Here is a 23,861-nt window from a genome sequence, read left to right as displayed (position 1 = left end):
GTTAATAACAGGGCTAATTACACACGTTGTAACTAATAATGTTTATGGGTTTGTGGTTAGCTTATCTGTTAAATGTTTTTTAAGTATGCGGGTGTTACGCGTATTTGCTTTAAACATGGCATCAAAAATATCTCCAAAAAATGGAATGAGCCCGCCAACAAAATCAATCAACATATTTATAATAATACGGCTTTTTACTCGCTTGCTAACACCTAAGCGCTGCGCTTCAATTAGTACATAGCCAGACAAAATAAGCCCTGCTAAATCACCTATCACAGGTAAAAGCCCAATCAACGACTCTACACCAAATTTAAATTTAGTAAACGGAATACCAATGCTGCTATCAGTAAAGCGGCTAAACTCTTCGAGCCGTTTTATGGTGGCTTTATACTCAGTTTGTGAGATGGAAGCTTGATTGTTTTTTTGCATACTAACAGCTCTCTTATTTTTAGGTGCGCTGAGCACATTTAAATTGTTGAGCGGCAATAAAGATGTATAGCCTGTATATACTAAACGCGCTATTGCCCGTTTAGTATAGTTTTAAACGTAAGGCGCTTAAATAGCGCCTTTAATTGGCCCATGTTCGTGGTGTACATGTGGGTTTTGACCGCGTTGACGAAGTAAATGATCCATTAAAGTAATAGCCATCATTGCCTCAGCAATCGGAATAGCACGAATGCCTACACAAGGATCGTGACGACCTTTGGTGATCATTTCAACCGCTTCATTTTCGGTGTTAATACTATTACCGGGAATAGTAATGCTCGATGTCGGTTTAAGGGCAATTGATGCGATTATATCTTGGCCTGTTGAAATACCTGCCAATACGCCGCCGGCATGATTTGAGGTAAAACCATCAGGGGTTAACTCATCACGATGTTCTGAGCCTTTTTGCTCGACTACATCAAAGCCATCGCCAATTTCAACGCCTTTAACAGCATTAATACTCATTAATGAATGTGCAAGTTCGGCATCTAGCCTATCAAATACGGGCTCACCTAAGCCAACAGGTACATTTTTAGCCACTACTTTTACTTTGGCCCCCACTGAGTCGCCTTGTTTTTTTAGCTCGCGCATATATTCATCAAGTACTTCAAGCTTACTTGTATCTGGGAAGAAAAATAAGTTGTTTTCCACTTCGTCCCAATCGTAGTTTTCGGCTTTTATTGGCCCTAATTGGCTCAAGCACGCTTTAACTTCAATACCATGAAACTGCTTTAAATACTTTTTAGCAATGGCGCCTGCCGCAACCCGAATAGCGGTTTCACGCGCAGATGAGCGGCCACCACCACGGTAATCGCGTAGGCCGTACTTGTGCCAGTAGGTATAGTCACCGTGACCTGGACGAAATACGTCTTTAATTTTGCCATAATCTTGTGAGCGTTGATCAGTATTTTCAATTAATAAACCAATACTGGTACCGGTGGTTTTACCTTCAAAAACGCCCGCTAAAATTTTAATTTGATCGCTCTCACGGCGCTGCGTGGTATAGCGACTTTGTCCAGGCTTTCGACGATCTAAATCGTGTTGTATGTCGGCCTCTGTTATCTCAAGGCCTGCGGGCGTGCCATCCACTACGCCGCCTAATGCAACGCCGTGGCTTTCGCCAAAGGTGGACACTTTAAATAACTGCCCTATGCTATTACCTGCCATTAACTTTCCTCATTCCTAATGACTTATAGCCGAGAATTAACTCGGCTATTGTTTTGCCCAGCCATTTGGGATGAATGGCTAGTATTAATTATTACTGTGCAAAGTAGGCATCTAGTTGTTGCTTGCTAATAACAAACACACCTAATCCGCCTTGTTCAAACTCAATCCATTCAAATGGTGCGCCTGGATACAGTGCATCCATATGTACCATAGAGTTACCTACTTCGACAAATAACAAACCGTTATCTGTTAGATGCTCACTAGCTTGATCTAAAATAGTACGTGTTACATCAAGGCCATCGTGACCCGATGCTAACCCAAGCTCTGGCTCGTGGTGGAACTCACGTGGTAAATCAGCCATATCTTCAGCATCAACGTACGGTGGGTTTGCTACGATTAAGTCATATTTTTGCCCAGGTACACCACTGAAGACGTCAGACTGGATCGGTAATACACGGTCACTTAGTTGGTAATCGGTGATATTGATATCAGCCACTTCAAGCGCTTCATAGGATATATCAACCGCATCTACTTGCGCATTTTCGAATGCTTGTGCCAATGCAATCGCGATACAACCTGAGCCCGTACATAAATCTAAAATACGCCCAACTGACTCTGGCTGCTCTAGCCAAGGTGTAAAACGATTATTAATAAGCTCAGCAAAAGGCGAGCGAGGAATTAATACACGTTCATCCACATAAAATGGCATATTGGCAAACCATGCAATGTTGGTCAGGTATGGAACTGGGGTAAAATCGTTAATGCGCTCGGCAATTAAGCCTGCTAAACGGTTTTTTTCAGTGCTGGTTAAACGGGCATGCATCAGCTCTTTGGGTGCATCAATTGGCAAGCTAAGTGCTGGTAATAACAAACTTACCGCTTCATCCCATGCGTTATCGGTGCCATGACCAAAGAAAATACCGCTACTTGCAAATTGACTTGTCGTCCAACGAAGCCAATCGTGTAAGGTTGAAAGTTCTGCAACAGCTTCATCCAGGGTTGCTTCTTCTATTAGTAATTCACTCATCAGTATTATCTGCCTGCTACTTTCAAAAAATTAACTCAATCGGGGCACACTATGGGCCCCATGATTGCCCTATTGTATACCCAAGCCACCTCTAGGTGCGAGTGACAGTTAGAATTAAAAGTAATTTAAACAAGGCATTGATTGCAAGTGTAATAGTCACTTTGTTGTTCAAATCAATAACGCAGTATAAATCGCTTTTAAACTAACCTTATTGGCGCCGTACTATGCACCTCAAAGCTGCTTGGGTATCACACCTTTTTACTCGATTTTTACCACTTTTTTGTTTAGACTGCCGCTATGAAAAAAGATCCACACTCAAACAATCTAATTAGCCCTGATGACATTGACTTGTTTCGTCAAAGTATCAGCGGTGCGCGCGTGTTCAAACAAGACACTCACCGTTTTAGTAATAAACCTAAAGTGTCACAAGCGAAGCAATTTGCCCAGCAAAAAAAGCAACAACAATCAGAATTTTTCTTTTCTGATGAATATGTGCCCGATATAGACACTAACGGTACTGTTAATTATGTGCAACAGGGTCAGGATCGTTTTTTAGCGAAACAACTTCGCCGAGGGGATTTTATACCTGATTTAACCCTCGACCTGCATGGCTTAAATAAAGAAGTAGCCAAGGATGAGCTCGCAGGGCTTATTCATGAGTGTAAAAAAAAGCATTATTACTGCGCCTGTGTTGTACACGGAATTGGCGGCCATATCCTCAGACATAAAGTGCCGCAATACTTAGTGCAGCACCCCGACGTTATTGCTATGCATCAAGCACCACTTGAATATGGCGGTAAAGGTGCAGTACTGATATTAATTAATTTACCGCAAAGTGATGAGTTTAGACGCTAATCAACAAGAGCCTTTTAGTGCATATATTTTCGATTATATTCCCGCTGATATTTATTGTGCTATGTGGCTATATTGCTAGCCGCAGTGGCTTTTTAGAGCGTATCCATATAGCGGGATTAAGTAAGTTTACTTTTTATATTAGTGTGCCGAGCTTTTTATTTTTAAATATGGCCAAAGCAGACTTACAAACCAGTGTCAGCTTAAATGGCTTTTTAAGTTTTTACATTCCGGTTATTTTAGTTTACCTTTTTGCCCTAATTATTGACCGCTACATTCTCTCTAAACATCCTCAATACGAACGCCATAGCGTGTTTGCCCTTGGCAGTAGCTATTCCAATACTGTATTGGTGGGTTTACCTATTATTATTGCCGCATTAGGCGAGCAAATGATGGGCATTATTTTTATGATCATTACCTTTCATAGCGCATTATTGTTCACCCTTACTTTTTTAATTAGTGCAAACAGCGCCAGTCATGCGTTTTCCTGGTCAGCATTTTCCAAGAATATGCTACTCAATCCGGTAGTGTTAAGTATTAGCACTGGTTTATTGGTTAATTTGGCAGGGGTTACTTTATTTGCTGACTTAACTAATGGCTTAGCGCTTTTAGCCGAACCAGCTATTGCTTGTGCGTTATTTGTATTGGGCGCTAACTTAGCTTTTTATAAAATTAGCGATAACTGGCAAGCAGCGGCCATTGCCAGTCTATTAAAATTAGTCATATTACCTGCCTTGGTATTATTGCTAGGCACTCACGTATTTACACTTAATGAGTCACTGTTAAAAGTACTGGTGCTATTAAGTGCATCACCATTAGGCGTTAATGCCTATTTAATTGCATGCCAAATAAAACAACACCAAGATACCCTAGCCAGTGCGGTAGTTTCATCTACAGTATTAAGTGTGTTGAGTTTTAGTGTGTGGTTAACCATTTTACTTTAGATATATGCCTAACCACGTTTTATTGTCAGGCTTTAAGCTGGGGAGGTTCGTAGTTTATACGGTTACATTAGCTGGCGCATCTATAGTGATGTAATCACTTTTATGGCTCACTTCATTGTAACTAATTTGGGCAACAGCACCAGTATTAAAAATTGGCATATTACCAGCGCATAGCTGATCAACCAAATAGCTCACCATAGGCATGTGGGCAACAACAAGCCAGGTATCGCATTCTGGGTGAAGCGCAATTAACGTTTCTAAATAATCTGCAGCAACTTGAGGATTGCCCTCAGGAATAACATCGTGACAAGTTTCTTCAAATAAAAAGGTATTATTTTTTTTAACAGCCTCAGCCGTTTGCTGCGCTCTTACATAGGGGCTAACTAACAGGCCACTGGGAGCATGCATTTTTTGCAACCATAGCCCCATTTTTTCAGCTTGCTGCTGACCCACAGAAGTCAAATTTCTACTGACATCATCAGAGTGCATCGGTGTTGCTTCACCATGACGCATTATCAAGATTGTTTTCATAAAAAATCAACCAATTAAAGAATATAAAACAGTAGCCAATTTGCTCGAATTTCCGCTATATTAATAACTCAAACCTATTTATTTTCTTAAAATAGTTCTTTCATGATGTTCAGGTAAATAGCGTCGCATTCCTGAAGTTATCATCTGTTGTTAACAATTTACGTTTAGTTTCAGGAGCATCATTTGAAAATCAGCACCAATGATAACAGAGCTTACCGCACACTAACACTGGACAATGGTCTAAAAGTGCTTTTAGTGCGCGATCAGGACTCAGTAAAAGCGGCAGCCTCCATGGCAGTTAACGCTGGTCACTTTGACGATCCTCTTGATAGGCAAGGCTTAGCGCACTTTTTAGAGCATATGTTGTTTTTAGGTACGGATCTGTATCCCGAATCCGGTAGCTTTAATAATTTTGTCTCTCAATCTGGTGGTAACACCAATGCCTGGACTGGTACGGAACATACCTGCTACTTTTTTGATATTAATAACAATCATATTGAATCGGCGTTAGCACAATTTAGCCGTTTTTTTATAGCGCCCGCCTTAAATCCCGCAGAAACCGAAAAAGAACGTAATGCGATTGAGGCTGAGTTTAAATTAAAGATTAAAGATGATGGCCGGCGCATCTATCAAGTGCATAAAGAAACGGTTAACCCTGCACATCCGTTTGCTAAGTTCTCTGTAGGCAACCTACAAACATTAGCTGATAGAAAACGCTGTATTAGTGATGAGTTACGCGACTTTTTTAATCAGCATTACCAAGCTCAATGGATGACTTTAGTCATTTGTGCCAATGAATCATTAGATACTCTTGAGGCATGGGCAACTCAATATTTCTGGCAGATTAAAGGCAATAACAGCAAGTTAAAGCCACCCATAGAGGCACCGCTTTATCGCAGCCAAGACTTAGGTAAGTTGCTCCATATTGAGCCACACAAGCATGTACAAAAGCTGATTATTAGCTTTGCCATGCCAAACATTGACGATTTTTACCGTCATAAAACAGTTAGTTTTATTGCCCACTTACTAGGGTACGAAGGGCAAGGCTCGTTGTATTCTGTACTAAAAGAACAAGGCTGGATCAATGCTCTTTCTGCCGGGGGTGGTATCAACGGTAGTAACTTTAAAGACTTTAATATTAGTATGGCGCTGACCGATGAAGGCATTGAATACTACGAAGACATTATTGAAATGGTATTTGAATACATTTGCTTAATAAATAACAACATCGGCAAACTCCCTCGCCTTTATCAAGATAAGCAAAAGCTGCTGCAAATCGCATTTGATAACCAAGAAAAATCTCGGCTGATTGACTGGGTCAGCAATTTAAGTATTAACATGCAACATTACGATGAAGTTAATTACTTACAAGGCGACTATTTAATGGAAGGCTTTAAAGCCACCACTCATGAAATGGCGATGCAATGGTTAACCCCTCATAATATGCGTTTAGTGCTGATTCATCCGGGTGTAGAGCCTGAACACACAGCCGCTTGGTATAACACACCGTATAAAATTGAAAAATTGTCACTGCATTGGCTTGAAGCGCTGGCACAAATTAGTCAGCCACAAGGTGAAATGTTATTACCTACCGCAAATCCTTATTTAGCTAAAGATGTTGTTCTATACCCAATAGAGTCGCAGCAAGCTCATCCAACATTATTGGTAAAAGAAGCTGGCTTTGATTTTTGGTTTAAACAAGATGCCACCTTCAGAGTGGCTAAAGGGCATTTTTATTTAGCCATGGACTCTGACTTTGCAGTTAAAGATGTAAAGCATATGGCATTGACTCGATTGTTTTCTGATTTGTTTATGGATAGTGTTGGCGAGCAATTTTATCCAGCTGAGCTCGCGGGCTTAAGTTATCACTTAACCTCTCACCAAGGCGGCTTAACCCTGCATACTGCAGGGCTATCTTCAAGCCAACTAGAGCTGGTTGATCAGCTAATTGATGCACTATTTAACGTAAAAATTTGTGCTAAACGCTTTGCCGAATATAAAAAACAACTGGTAAGGCACTGGCGTAATAGCAACCAAAACAAACCTGTCAGTGAGCTCTTTAGTATTTTAGGCGCTAAAATAATGCCATGGAATCCACAACCTGACGAGTTAGCAAATGCACTTAAAGATACCTGCTTTCATCAGTTTAATGAGTTTAGACAGGCGTTTTTTAATGCACTTCATGTTGAGTCTTTTTTACATGGCAATTGGCAACAAAATGAAGCGCTTGAGTTTCAGAAAAAGGTGGCACTGCACCTTAAAAAGTCAGCCGTTATAGAAGATTTAAAGCGCCCACTCTTTGAAATTACCAAAGTGACTCGTTACGAATTAGAGCTCGCTTGTAGCGATAATGCCATGGTGATTTATTATCAAGCATTAAGCGATGATGTTGATGAAAAAGTAAAAATGATGGCGCTTAATCATTTAATTAACCAAGATTATTTCAATGAGCTACGGACCACACAACAACTAGGTTATTTAGTTGGTGCCGGTTATGCGCCCTTTAACACCCGTGCCGGAATTGCTTTTTATATTCAGTCACCTAAATTTGAACCAAGCACATTACTGCACAGGCATAATGTGTTTATTAGTCAATATTTATCAACCATTGATGAACTGACAGAGCAAACCTGGCTGCAACAAAAACATGGGCTAGTGACGCATATTGCCGAAAAAGACAAAAATTTGCGTTTACGTTCACAACGTTTATGGCTTGCAATTGGCAATGGCGATCATCAGTTTAATATGCAGCAACGCCTGCTAGATTCTTTAAACGCATTAACGCTTGAAGATTTAAAAAACTATGCAGCTGAAATTTTTGATGCTGATCGCCCAAGATATGAGCTTTTAAGCGCTAAATCTGTGAATCAATCGGAGAATCTACCACTTTATTCGCATTCTCTTTGACTCTTGCTCGCGCTTGATTTAGATTGTCTTTTGTAAATAAGAAGTAAGACAATGAACAAAATAAAAATAATAAAATACATTCTGTTGTTGACCACTTTGGTCACCGCCTACTCTGCTAGTGCATTTGAGTCATCATTTAGCTTGAACTTAAATGCGCTAGTCGTTAGCGTGTGTGCAATAATGTCATTACTGTTAATTTACTTTTTAACAGTTATTCACTCACTCAAGCGCTCACATTCCCAATTACAGCAATCTGAAAAACGCTTAAAAAGTACCGTAGAAGGTAGTGGTGACACGCTTTGGGACTGGAATATAAAAACCGGCAAAGTTATTCGTATTAACGACAAGTACGTGTTGAATAACAACAATCTAGTAGAATTCCCACCTAATAAAAGCCTTATACACCCTCGTGATTTAACTCATGTAGATTACCTACTAAAAAAACACTTTGCTGAAGAGAGTACTTTTTTTGAAGCTACTTATAGAATTAAAGATAGCTTTGGTAAATGGCATTGGGTACTCGACCGTGGAAAAATAATTGAAAAAGACGCAAACCTTAGCCCACTGAGAATGACTGGCACGGTGAGAGATATTTCTCAGCTCAAATCAACCGAAGAACGACTAAATCTATTTGCAAAATGCGTTGAGTCACTCACGGATGCACTGGCTATTTATGATAAAGATTTTAAGCTTGTTGATATTAATCCAAGCTTTTTAACTTTGTTTGGCGGTGTGCGTGAGCAATACCTTAAAAAAGAATTTCATTTAGCAGGTTACGACAAAAGCTACATAGAAACTATAAAAGACACCGTTCGAAAGCACGAGCATATTCAAGAAGAAGTAAAGCTGCGCAATAGCGACCATGCCCTACTGCCATTTGAAATTTCGATAGATGAAATTAAAAACGCGCAAAATCAAATAACTAATTACGTGGTGGTGTATTCTGATTTAACCGAGCGTAAAAAAACGGAGTCAGAGCTCAATAATTTATCCAATCGAGATCGCACCACCAGCTTACCTAACCGTAATTTATTTTTTTCTGATTTAAAAAAACTAGCAAAGCAGCATTCACACCATGCATTGTTAGTATTTGATTTAGATAACTTTAAAAAGATAAATGACTCATTGGGTCATCAGTTAGGTGACAGCTTGCTGGCAAAGCTTGCTATGCGCTTAAATAAGCTTACCCGTGAAAATGATGTATTTTATCGCCTTGGCGGCGATGAATTTGCGCTGGTTATGTCAAACACCAACGATATTCTCACTATCACCCGTATGGCTAAACAGTTTTTAGCGGCAATAGCTACACCGTTTAAAATGGCAGGTCATGAACTTGCTATCACCTCAAGCGTGGGTATAGTACTGTTCCCTGAAGATGGTAACACCCCTGAAATACTATTAAAGAACGCCGATACCGCTATGTATCATGCGAAAAAGAAAGGTAACAGCTACTTGTTCTTTAATGACACCATGAACCGCCAAGCAGTAAAGCGACTACAAATAGAAAACCTAATGCGCTTTGGCTTAAAAGAAGATCACTTTGAGGTGTATTATCAGCCTAAAATGAATATTCGTACTGGTAAGCTTGCTGGAATGGAAGCTTTAGTGCGTTTTATTACGCCGAAAAAGGGGGTTATTAGCCCGGGGGTATTTATTCCAATCGCCGAAGAAACAGGGCAAATTATTGAAATTGGTGAAGTGGTTTTAAACAAAGCTTGTCGTGACGTAAAACAATGGTTAGACGCTGGATTATTTAACGCTCGTGTTGCGGTAAATTTATCAGCAAAACAATTTAGCCTACCCGATTTAACTTCGCGCATTGATGTGATTTTACAAAAAAATGAACTGCCCTCTTACTTTTTAGAACTTGAGATCACCGAAGGCACCGTAATGGACGACCCACAAGAAGCCATTGCGATTATGCGCTCTTTAAGTGCCCGCGGCATTCATTTAGCTATGGATGATTTTGGTACTGGGTATTCGTCGCTGGCGTATTTGAAACAGTTTCCACTAAATACGCTTAAGGTAGATAAAGCCTTTATTGATGATATGAAGACAGAGCGTGGCCGCAATATGGTGGACTCTATTGTCACTATTGCACATAACCTTGATTTACATGTAGTTGCTGAAGGTGTAGAGCAAGCCTCACAAATAAGCATACTGGAAGAGCTTAACTGTGAAACACTTCAGGGTTATTACTACTCTAAACCACTCTCAAAAGATGAATTTACTGCGTTTTTAAAACAACAACAAAGCCAATCAAAACTCAGTTTAATTAGAGCAACAAGTTAAGCACGCCATAGGCACGTTTTTATGCCGGTATTGCGTATTAATGCACGTCGATAATGTAGATTAAATAAACACCACGCTGCAGGTCCCAACAATCCGCCTAAAAATAACCAGCGCTTCACAGGCATACCTTTTTTGATGGTTTCAATATACATAAGTGCGATAAACACACCGCTCAGTAAAATAAATAATACCATGGTCATCAAACTGCTTAAAAATTGAGGCGCGTATAATAGCGTTTAACTGGCTAAAATTAAAGCAACGTATTATTTAATTGTAGTCCTTTTAAATCAGACACAAAAAAGCCGAGCAACTTAAAAGCTCGGCTCTCAATTATCAATTCATCACAGCTTATTTGTCAGCACGACCCATAAACTTATGCTCGGCAGTATTAATGCGGATGCGATCACCCGTTGAAATATGCTCTGGTACTTGAATCGTTAAGCCCGTTGATAAGCGTGCAGGCTTTGAGCGAGCGCTTGCTGAAGCTCCCTTAATTGAAGGGTCGGTTTCTTCAACAACAAGTTCAACACTTGAAGGAAGATCAAGACCTACAGCAGTACCGTCAATTACAATAACGTGCACACCTTGGGTTTCTTCATTAACAAATTGAATTTCTTCCGCTATGGCGTCTTTATTTAAATTGTAAGGCGTGTAATCTTCATTATCCATGAAGACATACTCATCCCCATCAATATACGACAGCATGGCTTCACGACGGGTTAAATCAGCAAGATTAAGCATATCGCTGTCTTTAAATGTTTCGTCAACTTTACTACCCGTTACTACATCGTATAAACGCATACGGTATAAACTACCACCAGCACGACCTTGTGGTACTGAGCGTACGATATCTTTTACTACTAATACACGGCCATTAAAGTCAATAGCCGTCCCTTTTTTAACATCACTCGCCTTTGGCATGGGTGAATTCCTATTGTTTTTTTGATTGCGAGAAACATACCACGAAACTGATTTTGTTCAACAATAAAGTGATATGATTAGCTTCTTACTTCGTATTGACTTATAAATCTGTAATTTAGACTGAAACACGTGTTATCTAGTGGCAAAAAGCTGCTATGGTTAAGTTATCGATTATGACCTCAAGGAATGGCTCATGAACCAACAAACTGTACATACTTATTTAATGAACAAACCGTTAGTTAAACTAACGCAACCTTTTGCTAAAGATGTTGATGTATATAAAGTAAACCATAAGATGTTCGCCACCCTTGCACTGAGCAATGAGGGTGAAACCGATGAAAACGGCGAACCTATTTGGTGGCTAAACTTAAAGTGCGACCCTGATGAAGCACAGTCATTACGAGATATTTTTCCTTCGGTGATTCCAGGTTATCATATGAATAAACGCCTTTGGAATACAGTGATTTTAGACGGCTCAATACCACAAGGTGAAATTGAGCGTATGATTGATAATTCATTTAATTTGGTGGTCGACAACATGCCAGATAAAGACAAACAGGCTATTGAAGCCTTACTGTAAATAAGCGTCTATATCTCTATATTTTCTGATTATCAAACATAAAAAAAGCCGCATAATTTGCGGCTTTTTTACGTTAACTTAAGACATTAATCTTTGTGTTCAGTCATCTCACTTTGAGTATCAGTCGATTTATTATCTGCCTGCTCTGACTCAACTTCAGCTGTTTTAGTGGCTGTAGTGTAAAACTTATCGCCTTTATCAGCCATTGCAACCAGTGATTCACAGGGTGCAAAAATGGAATTGCTGTTAGCCAATGTAGACATATCAGAGCTTATTTTACTCGCACCTAATTTGTCCATGTAGCTAAATGGGCCACCTAAGAACGGTGGGAAACCAATACCAAAAATAGCACCAATATCACCATCACGCGGGCTTGCGATAATACCATCATCTAAACAACGAGCCGCTTCATTAAGCATTTGTGAAACACAGCGCTTAGCAATCTCGTTTTTATTTAAACGTGGGGCTGGGGTTACACCTAGTAGCTCATAGACTGACTCATCAACCTTCTTACCTTTCTTGTCGTATTCATAAAAGCCGCGCCCTGTTTTACGACCAAGACGTTTTGAATCAATCATGCGTGAGAAAGCATCGGGTCCTTTAAAACGCTCACCCAATTCTTTTTCAAGAATTGGCGCAATTTTAGATCCAATATCAATACCTACTTCGTCCAGCAATGCCAACGGTCCAACAGGAAAACCAAACTCGACTAAAGCCGCATCTATTTTTTCAATCGGCTCACCAGCAAGCATTAAGTTAGCCGCTTCATTAAGGTATGGCGCTAAAATACGGTTTACATAAAAACCAGCCATATCTTTTACCACAATTGGCGTTTTACCTTGCTTACGTGCAAAGTTAACTACACGAGCAATGGTTTCTTGTGACGTGCCTTCATGAGGAATGATCTCTACCAGTGGCATTTTCTCTACTGGCGAGAAATAATGTAAACCAATTACATTTTCAGGGCGTTCTGCTTTTGCTGCAATTTGCGAAATAGGTAATGACGAAGTATTACTTGCAAAAATAGTATTCGCTTGGCATTGCTGCTCAACATCAGCAACCATACCTTGCTTAAGCTCTAAATCTTCAAATACCGCTTCTATCACTAAATCTATGTGCTTAAAGCCGCTGTAATCCGTAGTGCCAGTAATGCGGTTCATGGTTAACTGCATATCAGCTTTAGACATAATACGGCGCTTAAGGCGTTTATCTAAGATTTTGTATGTGTAGTTCATGGCATTACTTATGCCCTGCTCTGCCACATCTTTAATACGTACCGGCAATTTAGCCTTAACCGCACTTACATGGGCAATACCTGCGCCCATTAATCCGCCACCTAACACAGCAGTTTTACTAATCGCAGGAGCGTCATCGTTGCGCCATTCTTTTTTCATTTCAGTGGTTGCAAAGAAAATACCGCGAAGTGCTTTAGACTCATCACTCATTACTAACGTAGCAAAGCCTTCGGCTTCGGTTTTATACGCTTTCATTTCATCAAGCTCTACGCTTGCACGAACCGCTTTAATAATCGCAAGCGGCGCTGGGTAGTGACCACCTGTTTTTTTAAGTACGTTTTCTTTAGCTTTTTTAAAGATAAAGTTACGACCAAACGGGTTTGATTCTAATAACTTGCTGACCTTATCAAGTTTAGGCTCTTTAGCTTGTGGCTTTTTCTTCGCAGCAAACTCTTTGGCCACTTTTAGCAGTACGCTTTGTGGAACACAATCATCCAATACACCGGCTTTTTTAGCTTGTTTTGGACGAATTTGCTTACCAGTTAGCATCCACTCAAGGGCTTTTTGAATACCCACGATTTTAGTTAAGCGTTGTGTACCACCACCGCCAGGCAATAAACCTAGTTGTACTTCTGGTAAACCAATTTTAGTTAAATCGCTATCTGTACCAACGCGATAATCACATGCTAAAGCAAACTCTAAACCACCACCTAAAGCAGCGCCGTGAATAGCACTAACCGTGGTATACGGTAGTTTTTTCATATCAAAAAATGCTTGATGGCATAACTCACTAATAGCTAATGCATCTTCGCGTTTTTCAACGCTGTCTAGCATTTTCACATCAGCACCGGCAATGAAGTTATCACTTTTGCCACTAATAAATACCATACCTTTCACTGCATGCTCTTTAGCTTGTGCTAATAATGCTTTTAAATCATCAGCAAAGCTGTCACGCAGGGTATTCATTTTTTCACCCGGCACATCAATGGTTACCACGGCTATTTTGTTATCATCAACCGTTAAATTAAATACTGAATCTGTCATTACGCACTCTCCAATACAAAGGCTGCACCTAAACCACCCGCAGCACAGGCAGTCGTTAACGCTAAACCACCGCCACGACGCTTAAGCTCGTATAAGCTTTGTGTAATTAAACGCGCGCCGGTTGCCGCAAATGGGTGACCATAAGCGAGTGAACCGCCGTTAACGTTAAACTTATCCATGTTAATTTCACCTATGGCTTTATTACGCCCTAAGTGCTCTTGTGCAAATTTATCTGAAGCAAACATTTTCATATTCGCTAAGGTTTGCGATGCAAACGCTTCATGCATTTCAATAAGGTCTAAATCAGCTAACGTAATACCTGCTCTATCAAGCGCGATTGGCGTTGAGTGGGCAGGCCCCATTAGCATGTCTTTTTCTACGCCTATGGCTGAAAACGCAAAACTGCGTACGTAGCCTAATATTTCGTAACCCAATGCTTTTGCTTTGCTTTCGCTCATCATTAACACTGCAGCTGCGCCATCGGTTAATGGGGTTGCATTAGCGGCAGTCACAGAGCCGTGCTGACGGTCAAATACCGGTTTAAGCTTAGCGTAGCCTTCAACCGTTGAGTTTTTACGAATATTGTTATCTTCTTCAATAAAGCTTTTATAAGGCGGTAAGTGCGCCGTCATTACTTCATCTTTTAACTTGCCATCGGCCCAAGCTTGAGTTGCTAATGAGTGAGAACGATGTGCTAAAGCATCTTGATCTTCACGGCTAATATTATGGGTTTTAGCCATTTGCTCAGCTGTTTGTCCCATTGATAAACCCGTTGAGTACTCAGCAACCGCTGGCGGTACTGGTAATAAATCTTTTAAACGTAGTTTTGAGAATATTTTTAAACGCTGACCAAGCGTACGGGCTTTGTTTAAATCGACTAAACTGCCGGCTAATTTTTTACTTACACCAATTGGCAATACAGACGATGAATCGGCACCACCAGCAATACCCACGTTTACAGAGCCTGCCATAATAGATTCGGCAACATTTGCAATTGCTTGAAAGCTAGTTGCACACGCACGTGACACTGAATATGCATCAACGCCCACTGGCATACCTGTACCTAATACAATTTCACGTGCAATATTTGGCGCTTCTGGCATTTGTACTACTTGACCAAAAACCAGTTGATCGATTTCTGACTTGTCGAAATTTAATCGCTCAAGCATTTCATTAACTACTAGCTTACCCATATCCAATGCTGGTACATGGTGAAACGCAGTTGCTTGCTTAGCAAAAGGAGTACGTAGGCCGCTTACAATGGCAATACGGTCGCCTTTTGGTGTTTTAAGTATGTTTTGCTCAGACATTTATTATTCTCTCCCGCTGACAGGTCAGACCTGTATGTTTTCCTCGATTCTAAACAACCCGTGTGATAAAGCCAATAGATAAACGTAAATTAATCATAAAGCGCCATTGTAAATCACTACATACATTGTGTAAGGGTAATACAATAGGCTTTTTTAGCAGGTTTTACAAAGTTTTGTGTTAGGCTAAAAAGCGTTAAAAAATAACGAACTATTTTCAAAAAATCAGTCTAACTCTTGAGTTATCCACTTATAAACCTTATAACTAGCTCAGTATTTGTTACCTAACCACTTTAGGTATTATTTAAGCTGACGAGGACAGTCCACTTATTATGGCAGCTAACGCATTTTCAAACTTAAAAACGTATTTAGACACCCAAATTATTGGCCAGCCAGCGCTCACTCAAGCACTCTTAATTGCTATATTAGCCGATGGTCATTTACTTGTTGAAGGCCCTCCGGGGCTTGCAAAAACGCGAGCGGTTAATGCTTTAGCAAAAGGTATTGAAGGCTCGTTTCAGCGTGTTCAGTTTACCCCAGACTTATTACCTGCCGATGTAACCGGCACTGATATTTATCGTCAACAAACCAGTGAGTTTGTGTTTGAAAAAGGCCCTTTATTTCATAACCTCATATTAGCGGATGAAATAAACCGAGCACCAGCGAAAGTACAATCAGCTTTATTAGAAGCAATGGCCGAGCGCCAAGTTACTGTGGGCAAAAATACGTATCCACTTAGTGACCTGTTTTTAGTGATGGCAACACAAAATCCGCTTGAGCAAGAAGGGACCTACCCACTACCTGAGGCGCAATTAGACCGTTTTTTATTACATTTAAGTATTAATTATCCAGGTGCAGAGCACGAGCTTGATATTTTACGCCTAACCCGTGGTGAAGCACTTAGTGATGAAGCCCCAGTGCTTGAGCAAATTTCGCAAGCAGAGCTGTTTGCCGCTAGAAAAGCGATTTTGGGTCTGTATTTAGCAGAGCCACTAGAGCAATACTTAGTTCAGTTGATTATTGCTACTCGAGAAGGCGCAAACTTAGATGAGCAACTTGGCCGCTGGATTGAATACGGCGCCAGCCCACGTGCCACGATTGCTTTGGATAAATGTGCCCGCGCTCATGCGTGGTTAAGTGGTCGTGATTTTGTATCGCCTGACGATATTCAAGCTGTGGTACATAATGTATTACGCCATCGTATTATTTTAAGTTACGAAGCACAGGCCGATGGTATTACAAAAGATCAGGTTATTAGCCGTATTGTTGAACTAGTTGCTGTACCTTAAGTTATGCAAACACACTTTGATTCTCAGGCATGGCTTAAATTAAGTCATAGCCATGGTGTTAATTTATCGCTTAAAGAGCTGATGTATTATAAAGCAAAAGCGCAACTGCTTGAGCTGGCACCTAAAGTTAGAATAAAAAATACCTTAGCGGGGCAATATCTAGCGCCGCATAAAGGCCGTGGCATGGAGTTTGCCGAAGTGCGCCATTACCAACACGGTGATGACATACGCTCTATTGATTGGCGGGTCACGGCTCGTACCGGTGAAACCCACACCAAACTTTTTCAAGAAGAAAAAGAACGCCCGGTATTTGTATTTACCGACTTTTCAAACTCCATGTTATTTGGCTCTCAATTATTATTAAAGTCGGTGCAAGCTGCACATATTAGCGCCTTAGTTGCATGGTCTGCTTGCCAACGTGGCGATAGAATTGGCGGTATTGTGTTTAATCAGCACTCGCATTTAGAGCTTAAACCTAGTGCCCGTGAAAAGGCCGTGTTAAAGCTGTGTCATAATTTATGCGACGCCCATCAGCAGGCACTTGAAAATATTGATAAACCTGCCAGTAATAACTTTAGTGACAACCTTAAGCGTTTAAATCACTTAGCTAAACCCGGTAGTTTGGTTTATATCGTATCCGATTTTAACGCCTTAGATGACGCCAGCTTTAAACAACTCGAATTACTTGCGCGGCACTGTGAGTTAATAGGCTGCCATATTAGCGACCCCTTCGAGCATAAGTTACCTGCTTTCCAACAAGCGGTTACGGTAAGTGCTAATAATCAGCAGTTTGCCCTCCCTTTGATGGATAACAGTTTTAGAGAACGATTTGCCAATAATGCCGAGCAAGCATTTAGCGCGCGTATTAATCGTTTAACAAAATCTGGGCTTAACCTATTATCATTCGATGCAGCCACTGCGCTGGAACTGCAATTAGTGAGAAGATAAATCATGCAAACCTCCCCACTTGATGGCCTTCACGATATTATTGCTCCCTCTCACGTTGACTGGTGGCCGTTAGCCCCTGCTTGGTGGGTAGTTATTAGCATTGCACTGTGCTTAGTGTGTGGCTTAATTATAATTATGTACAAAAACTATCAATTTAAAAAACCAAAACGTAATGCGATTAAATTAGCTAATCAACAACAATCAGCGCAGCAATTGCATATTATTTTAAAGCGTTTAGTGATCACCTATTACGATCCACGCTTAGCAGCGCAATCCACAGCTAACTGGTGTAAAACCCTAAGTCAACTTGCTGCAATTCGTTTTAATGAAGATGAAATTTCAAGCCTATATAGCACAGCACAAACACCACCGGCACTCAGTGATAAGTTTCGCCAAGCTATTAAACAATTTAAGCTAAAGGAGCCACTGCATGTTTGAATTTAGCTGGCCATGGCTGTTTTTATTACTGCCGCTTCCTTTAACGTTACTGCTATTAAAACCCGCAGCAAGTAATGCAACGACACGTTTACGCATCCCAAGTTTTGCATCGCATAATTTAAATAATCAACATGTAGAGCCCAGTGCACGTAAGTTAAACACTCTTGAATGGTTGCTATGGGCATTATTAGTAACAGCATCGGCTAACCCTACTTGGTTAGATGAGCCTATATCGCTGCCTAATGAAGGTCGCGACATTATGCTCGCTGTGGATTTATCCGGCTCAATGACAGAACAAGACATGGCTTATAATGGCCAATATGTTGACCGTTTAACTATGGTTAAAGCAGTGCTTAGCGATTTTATAGAGCAGCGTCAAGGCGACAGACTTGGGCTAATATTGTTTGGTGATACAGCGTTTTTGCAAACACCTCTCACCCGTGATGTAAAAACCGTCAGCAAAATGCTTACTGAAGCACAAATAGGTTTAGTAGGACGTGCCACGGCTATTGGTGACGCTTTAGGCTTATCGGTTAAACGCTTTGCTAGTAAAAAAGAAAGTAATCGCATTGTGGTGTTGCTAACAGATGGACAAAACACCGCAGGAAACCTTGACCCCGAAGATGCCCTATTACTAGCTCGTGAAGAAGGCATAAAAGTGTACACCATCGGAGTCGGCTCAGATAACCCTCGTGGCTTTAGTTTATTTAATATGGGCTCTGGGGGCAGCAATTTAGATGAGAGTTTACTGAAAAATATTGCCGAACAAACAGGGGGTCTGTACTTTAGAGCCAAAGATGTCGCTGGGTTGCAACAAATCTATGCAGAGCTTGATAAACTCGAGCCAATTAGTGCCGATGAGCAGACCTTTCGCCCGCAAACAGCCTTGTTTTATTATCCGTTATTACTGGCCATTCTATTAATAAGTGCAATGGCATTTTTAAAAACAGTACGTGCATTGAAGGAGCCAAGCTAATGGATTTTGAGTTTATTCGCCCCGCTATTTTATGGCTGCTACTCCCTGCCCTAGGGCTGTTTTTTATTGCCATGCTTAAAAAGAAAAAAGCCCAATCGGCGCCACTCATTGCGCCACATTTAGCACAATTTGTTATGAGTGAATCAAATAATCAGGCTCGTCAGCCGCTGTGGCTAGTTGCGTTATTTTGCAGTTTAGCCATTATATTTAGTGCAGGCCCGAGTTTTGAGGAAAAGCAAGTCCCTGTATTTCAAAGCAAAAGTGCCCGCGTTATTGTAATGGATATGTCGTACTCTATGTATAGCACCGACATTGCTCCTAATCGATTAATGCAATCTCGCTTTAAAGCCCTCGATATGATTGAGTTATTTAAAGAAGGTGATACTGCATTAGTAGCCTACGCAGGCACTGCCTATGCCATTTCTCCACTGACCAATGATGCAACCACCCTTGCTAATCTTATTCCTAGTTTGAGCCCTGAAATTATGCCTGATAAAGGCTCCAACGTGCTGGCAGGTTTAGACATGGCGCAAGAGCTGCTCACTCAAGCAGGCTACCTAGATGGTGATATTATTTTGATCACCGATGGTATTGAACAACAACAGCAAAGTGATATAAGTGGTTTTACTAACAGTAGCCAGTATCGACTTAATATTTACGGTATTGGCACTGAGCAAGGTGCACCAATAAAGTTACCTGAAGGCGGATTTTTAAAAGATAATTACGGCCAAATTGTAGTGCCTACACTCAATGGTTCTTTACTCAAAGGAATAGCAAAGAATAGTGGCGGCCAATACGCTAATTATCAACCAAGTAATAGCGATATTGCCATTTTTTCACCGCAAGCAAACAGTGAAATACTAAAAAGTGAAAAACCAAATTTAGCCTTGTGGCGAATCGATGCTGGCATTTATGGCTTGCTTATTTTGCTGCCCTTAGCTCTATACTTATTTAGGCGCTCTGCGTTTATTGGTGCGGTGCTATTGCTAAGCTTTATACCTCAGCAAAATGCCCATGCAGTAGAGTTACCAACGCTATTTAAAAATACCGATCAGCGTGCATTAGAAGCTTACAACAACCAAGAGTACCAACAAGCAGCGCAAGCGAAGTCCAACGCTCTCAAAGGCGCTGCACTTTATCAGCAAGGTCAGTTTGAAGGCGCTCTGAACGAATTTAGTCAAGATAAATCAGCTACTGGTTATTACAATTACGGTAATGCACTGGCTAAAGCCGGACAATTAGAGGCTGCTATAAACGCTTACAAACAAGCGCAATCACTGCAGTCTGATTTTACCCAAGCAGCCGATAACCAAGCGTTAGTTGAGCAGTTACTTAAGCAACAGCAAGACCAAGAAAACCAACAAGGTAATGATTCGCAAAATCAAGATGATCAAAGTCAAGATGATGCAGATAAATCAAAACAAGATCAGCAAAAAAACGGCGATAAAAATAACGCAGATAAAAGCGAAGATAACAGTCAAAACAGTGAAGAGCAGCAATCGGGTGAGCCCTCGGAGCAATCAAAAGATCAACAAAGCCAATCTGGTGAGCAGTCAGATGAACAAAATCAGCCTGACATGCAAGCTCAATCACAAAACCAACAAGACGAGAACAAAGACGACGATAGTAAGCCTCAGCAAGACGAGCAACAAAGTCAACCCAATCAAATGAATGAGCAACCGCCATCAGATGAGCAGAAGCAGCAAGCACAACAACAAGCTATGCAAGCACAGGCGGCTGAACTCACTAATGAAGAAAAAGAGAAAGCACAGCAACTAAATCAGTTACTAAGAAAAGTGCCCGACGATCCCGCTATTTTATTAAGAAACAAAATGCAATTAGAAGCCCAAAAAAGACAATATCAACGCCGTCCAACAGGAGTAGAAAAATCATGGTAATGCGATTATTTTGCTGTTTATTGCTATTAACTGCCATGCCATTAATGGCCGCCACTTCATTAGAGGCAAGCGTAGATAAAAACCCGGTACTGGCAGGTGAGTTTTTTATGCTCAATATTAGCGTTGATGATTCAATCAAAGGGCAACAACCCGATACTTCAGCGCTGTTAAAGGATTTCGTAGTCGGCCCTATGAGCTTAAGTAGCCGCACCAACATTATTAACGGTAGCATTAAAAAACAAACATCGTGGTCTGTTAAGTTAATGACTCGCAAAGCCGGCGAATACACAATTCCTTCTTTTAGTGTTGCAGGGCTCAGCTCTCAACCAATAAACTTGTCGGTTAAAGAGCGAAGCAGCGATGCGGGCAAAAATGATGATATATTTTTAAAAAGCTCGCTTACAAATAACAGCTTATTTGTGCAAGAGGCTGGCGTTTACACCATTAAACTTTACTTAGCTAAAGAGCTACTTGATGGCAGCTTAAGCACGCCAAGCATGGAAGATGCTCAACTCACCCAGCTAGGTAAGCAAAGTGAAGATTATGAACTGGTTAACGGTAAACGTTATTTAGTGATCACCCGTAATTATTTAATTCAGCCGCAAAAAAGTGGTGCATACACCATTGAAGCACCGGTTTTTCAAGGGCGTGTTCAACAAAACTATCGCCAACTAGAGGTGTCGGCACTTGGCGATGAACAACAGATTGAAATCAAACCCATCCCTGAGAATTATCAAGGTGATTGGTTACCCAGTGAATTAGTAAGTCTAACCGAGCAATGGCAACCAGACGATAATACCGTTGAGGCCGGCACGCCAATAACACGCACTATTATGCTTACCGCATTAGGGGTTACTAAGGAGCAACTACCCGAAATTGATATGCCTACTATAGATGGTATTCGCAGCTACCCAGATGAAAAAGAGACTAATAATGCAGTACGCGATGGTCGAGTGGTATCACAGCAAAGCGCCTCATTTGCGCTACTACCACAAACACCAGGCACTTATACATTGCCTGAAATTACCCTGCCTTGGTATAACACCAAAATGAACCGAATTAGTTACGCAACTTTACCAGAACGCACAATTACGGTAACACCAAGTACCACAGCGCCAGCAAACTCACTAAATACACCCGTTGAAAGTACTTTAAACAACACGGATGCAGAGCCAACGCAGCAAGCGCTCAGCGTGCAACGCCACACTAGTACGCCTCTATGGCTTATTATTGTAGCCGTATTAGGTTACATATTATGGATTGTGACCCTGGTTCTTTACTTTATGAAACGCTCAGCTAAAGAAGTGCAACAAACGACGCAAGCAAATCATAGAGGCAATCAGCAAGCAGATTTAAAAACACTGCAAATACTTGCTAAAAGCCATGATAATAAAGCATTTTACGATGCACTTAATCTATACGCGCTAACTCGAACAGATAAAAAGGTAGGAGCTCTCACCCATTTATGCGCTATGATAAACAACTCGCAGTTCACTGCGCAGGTAAATAATTTACAAGCACAGTTGTACGGTAACCAATCGGCTAGCACTGATTTAGAAGCGATTGTTAGTTTATTAAAAAAACATCAATCGCACACAGCTAAGTCATCATCTGCGTTAAAAGAGCTATATTCTTAATAAGAATCTTAGTTACTTTTTTGGCCTATAATAATTTTAATTAAAAAGTGCTTATGTTTGGAAATAAAAAATCGAATGATCGGGTCTTAATTAATATGGCTGAAAAACAACAACGCTATGAAGCCTTGGTTCATGTTTATCATAAGGAACTCTATCGCTTTGCTTACTGGTTATGTAACGATCCGACTATTGCTGATGACTTAGTGCAAGAAACCTTTTTGCGTGCATGGCGCTCGCTTGATTCGTTACTCGACCAAAAAGCAGCTAAGCCATGGTTGCTGACCATTTTAAGGCGTGAGAATGCCAGACGCTTTGAGCGCAAGCAATTTGATTACAGTGATGTAGATAACGACACATTGGTGGATCAAACCAGCCATAGTTTAGATACAGCAATGGAACAAACCGTTATTCAGCGACAAATTTCTTTATTGGCTGATGACTACAAGGAGCCGCTGTTGCTACAGGTGGTAATGGGCTGCACCGGAGATGAAATTGCAGACATTCTTAACTTAAATAAAAATACTGTTATGACACGTTTATTCCGAGCAAAAAATCAACTTAAAGAGGCATTAAGCCGTGATGATGAACAACTTAAAGGAGCATCAAAATAATGGGTGAACTTGAGTTTCGTCGCCGCACGATTGCGCAGCCAAATGAGCTGGACAAAGAGCTTCAGGAATTTGCAAACAGCAGTGCCGACAGACAACAATTTTTAAATGAAAGCAAAGCATTCGATAAACAACTCGACGACGCGCTTGATATTACTGTACCTGACAATCTTGCTGAACGAATTATTTTAAACACCTCGTTAAAAGAAAAAGCTAGAACAGATGAACTTGAGCAAAAGGATAACGTGGTTAGTACACGCTCATGGTTTAAGTTCGACCGAATGCATTTGGCTTTGGCAGCTTCGTTTGTGATTGCAGTTAGTGCGTTTATGTTTAGCGAAGAACAAAGTATTAATCAAACGGCTGGTGAGCATGCACTAGCCCATGTTTACCATGAAATTTATGCGTTAAATAAAACTCAACAAATTAGCATCCAAACTGTCAATGAAAAGCTGGCTTTACTTGGCGGCCATATTAGTGATTTACCTGGCAAAGTGACTTATGTTAACTTTTGCGATTTTCAAGGTGAGAAAGGTATTCATTTAGTGTTTGAGTCTGACTTTGGGCCTATGACCGTGTTTATTGTGCCAAGCGATAATCAAATCTTTGAAATTGGCTCTGATGATTTTAATGACTCTCGCTATGCTGGCCATATAAATCGTGGCAAACAGGCCGATACCGTGCTAATTGCAAGCCTTGGCTCACCAGTTGATATGTATAATGAACGTATTTCAGGTGCTATTCGCTGGCTTTAAGCCATTATAGAAATAAAAA

General features: G+C 40.7%; 21 protein-coding genes. 13 read left to right on the top strand and 8 right to left on the bottom strand.

Translation table 11 applies throughout. From position 1 onward, the window contains the following. Positions 1 to 42: 42 nt before the first annotated feature. The 3 genes from ACNSN3_RS04270 to prmB form a co-directional block, all read right to left on the bottom strand. Positions 43 to 429, bottom strand: coding sequence for a DUF4112 domain-containing protein (locus ACNSN3_RS04270; RefSeq protein WP_010391373.1), 387 nt, complete (start codon positions 427 to 429; stop codon positions 43 to 45). A gap of 126 nt (positions 430 to 555) precedes the next feature. Then, complete coding sequence (gene aroC / locus ACNSN3_RS04265) at positions 556 to 1,653, bottom strand: chorismate synthase (RefSeq protein WP_418608634.1); 1,098 nt, start codon at positions 1,651 to 1,653, stop codon at positions 556 to 558. 91 nt (positions 1,654 to 1,744) lie between these two features. Further along, on the bottom strand, positions 1,745 to 2,680 hold the full coding sequence (gene prmB / locus ACNSN3_RS04260; RefSeq protein WP_008466678.1) for a 50S ribosomal protein L3 N(5)-glutamine methyltransferase: 936 nt from the start codon (positions 2,678 to 2,680) through the stop codon (positions 1,745 to 1,747). Between the two features lie 297 nt (positions 2,681 to 2,977). Between prmB and smrB the strand changes: the two genes are divergently transcribed. Beyond that, positions 2,978 to 3,535, top strand: coding sequence for an endonuclease SmrB (smrB, locus tag ACNSN3_RS04255; protein WP_008114517.1), 558 nt, complete (start codon positions 2,978 to 2,980; stop codon positions 3,533 to 3,535). Positions 3,536 to 3,552: 17 nt separating this feature from the next. Next, positions 3,553 to 4,476, top strand: a complete 924-nt coding sequence (locus ACNSN3_RS04250; protein ID WP_418608633.1) for an AEC family transporter — start codon at positions 3,553 to 3,555, stop codon at positions 4,474 to 4,476. A gap of 54 nt (positions 4,477 to 4,530) precedes the next feature. On the opposite strand, the gene sixA is transcribed toward ACNSN3_RS04250, so the two are convergent. Then, the gene (gene sixA / locus ACNSN3_RS04245) at positions 4,531 to 5,007 is read right to left on the bottom strand and encodes a phosphohistidine phosphatase SixA (protein WP_021033112.1); all 477 of its coding nucleotides are present in this window, start codon (positions 5,005 to 5,007) and stop codon (positions 4,531 to 4,533) included. A gap of 183 nt (positions 5,008 to 5,190) precedes the next feature. Between sixA and ACNSN3_RS04240 the strand changes: the two genes are divergently transcribed. Next, positions 5,191 to 7,914: an insulinase family protein gene (locus ACNSN3_RS04240; RefSeq protein WP_418608632.1), complete on the top strand. Its 2,724-nt coding sequence runs from the start codon at positions 5,191 to 5,193 to the stop codon at positions 7,912 to 7,914. Between the two features lie 51 nt (positions 7,915 to 7,965). Then, entirely contained in the window at positions 7,966 to 10,206 is a 2,241-nt protein-coding gene (locus tag ACNSN3_RS04235) for an EAL and GGDEF domain-containing protein (protein ID WP_010391359.1), read from the top strand. Here the strand turns inward: ACNSN3_RS04235 and ACNSN3_RS04230 are convergent. Then, positions 10,203 to 10,406 (bottom strand): hypothetical protein, encoded by a 204-nt coding sequence (locus tag ACNSN3_RS04230; RefSeq protein WP_075170587.1) that lies wholly within the window; start codon positions 10,404 to 10,406, stop codon positions 10,203 to 10,205. The genes ACNSN3_RS04235 and ACNSN3_RS04230 overlap by 4 nt on opposite strands. Positions 10,407 to 10,554: 148 nt before the next feature. Beyond that, on the bottom strand, positions 10,555 to 11,127 hold the full coding sequence (yeiP, locus tag ACNSN3_RS04225) for an elongation factor P-like protein YeiP (RefSeq protein ID WP_010391355.1): 573 nt from the start codon (positions 11,125 to 11,127) through the stop codon (positions 10,555 to 10,557). Between the two features lie 193 nt (positions 11,128 to 11,320). On the opposite strand from yeiP, the gene ACNSN3_RS04220 reads away from it, so the two are divergent. Beyond that, a complete protein-coding gene (locus tag ACNSN3_RS04220) occupies positions 11,321 to 11,707 on the top strand; it encodes an MmcQ/YjbR family DNA-binding protein (RefSeq protein ID WP_054202136.1) in 387 nt (128 codons plus the stop codon). A gap of 86 nt (positions 11,708 to 11,793) precedes the next feature. Here the strand turns inward: ACNSN3_RS04220 and fadJ are convergent, their stop codons facing one another. Both fadJ and fadI read right to left on the bottom strand, forming a co-directional pair. Beyond that, on the bottom strand, positions 11,794 to 13,986 hold the full coding sequence (fadJ, locus tag ACNSN3_RS04215) for a fatty acid oxidation complex subunit alpha FadJ (protein WP_418608631.1): 2,193 nt from the start codon (positions 13,984 to 13,986) through the stop codon (positions 11,794 to 11,796). Then, positions 13,986 to 15,296, bottom strand: a complete 1,311-nt coding sequence (fadI, locus tag ACNSN3_RS04210; protein ID WP_010391348.1) for an acetyl-CoA C-acyltransferase FadI — start codon at positions 15,294 to 15,296, stop codon at positions 13,986 to 13,988. The genes fadJ and fadI overlap by 1 nt, the downstream gene beginning before the upstream one ends. A gap of 329 nt (positions 15,297 to 15,625) precedes the next feature. Here fadI and ACNSN3_RS04205 point away from each other — a divergent pair, with 329 nt between their 5' ends. From ACNSN3_RS04205 to ACNSN3_RS04170, 8 genes are read left to right on the top strand one after another with little or no spacing between them, the layout of a single operon-like run. Further along, the gene (locus tag ACNSN3_RS04205; protein ID WP_418608630.1) at positions 15,626 to 16,582 is read left to right on the top strand and encodes an AAA family ATPase; all 957 of its coding nucleotides are present in this window, start codon (positions 15,626 to 15,628) and stop codon (positions 16,580 to 16,582) included. Positions 16,583 to 16,585: 3 nt separating this feature from the next. Beyond that, positions 16,586 to 17,530: a DUF58 domain-containing protein gene (locus ACNSN3_RS04200; RefSeq protein ID WP_418608629.1), complete on the top strand. Its 945-nt coding sequence runs from the start codon at positions 16,586 to 16,588 to the stop codon at positions 17,528 to 17,530. Positions 17,531 to 17,533: 3 nt separating this feature from the next. Further along, positions 17,534 to 17,968: a DUF4381 domain-containing protein gene (locus ACNSN3_RS04195; RefSeq protein ID WP_138621466.1), complete on the top strand. Its 435-nt coding sequence runs from the start codon at positions 17,534 to 17,536 to the stop codon at positions 17,966 to 17,968. Then, positions 17,961 to 18,944 carry a vWA domain-containing protein gene (locus tag ACNSN3_RS04190; RefSeq protein WP_055011727.1) on the top strand — a complete coding sequence of 328 codons (984 nt, stop codon included), beginning with the start codon at positions 17,961 to 17,963 and terminating at the stop codon, positions 18,942 to 18,944. Before ACNSN3_RS04195 ends, ACNSN3_RS04190 begins: the two co-directional genes overlap by 8 nt. Beyond that, the gene (locus tag ACNSN3_RS04185; protein WP_418608628.1) at positions 18,944 to 20,842 is read left to right on the top strand and encodes a VWA domain-containing protein; all 1,899 of its coding nucleotides are present in this window, start codon (positions 18,944 to 18,946) and stop codon (positions 20,840 to 20,842) included. The genes ACNSN3_RS04190 and ACNSN3_RS04185 overlap by 1 nt, the downstream gene beginning before the upstream one ends. After that, positions 20,836 to 22,479, top strand: a complete 1,644-nt coding sequence (locus ACNSN3_RS04180; protein ID WP_109875538.1) for a BatD family protein — start codon at positions 20,836 to 20,838, stop codon at positions 22,477 to 22,479. Before ACNSN3_RS04185 ends, ACNSN3_RS04180 begins: the two co-directional genes overlap by 7 nt. Positions 22,480 to 22,532: 53 nt before the next feature. Further along, positions 22,533 to 23,090: a sigma-70 family RNA polymerase sigma factor gene (locus ACNSN3_RS04175; protein ID WP_010391329.1), complete on the top strand. Its 558-nt coding sequence runs from the start codon at positions 22,533 to 22,535 to the stop codon at positions 23,088 to 23,090. Next, the gene (locus ACNSN3_RS04170) at positions 23,090 to 23,842 is read left to right on the top strand and encodes a DUF3379 family protein (RefSeq protein ID WP_418608627.1); all 753 of its coding nucleotides are present in this window, start codon (positions 23,090 to 23,092) and stop codon (positions 23,840 to 23,842) included. The genes ACNSN3_RS04175 and ACNSN3_RS04170 overlap by 1 nt, the downstream gene beginning before the upstream one ends. Positions 23,843 to 23,861: the final 19 nt, after the last annotated feature.

This window comes from Pseudoalteromonas sp. US3C1004 (genome assembly GCF_048401065.1).
In the GTDB taxonomy this organism is placed as follows: Bacteria; Pseudomonadota; Gammaproteobacteria; order Enterobacterales; family Alteromonadaceae; genus Pseudoalteromonas; species Pseudoalteromonas undina.
Note: the sequence above shows the minus strand (reverse complement) of the source record. Positions and strands in the feature narration are given on the sequence as shown.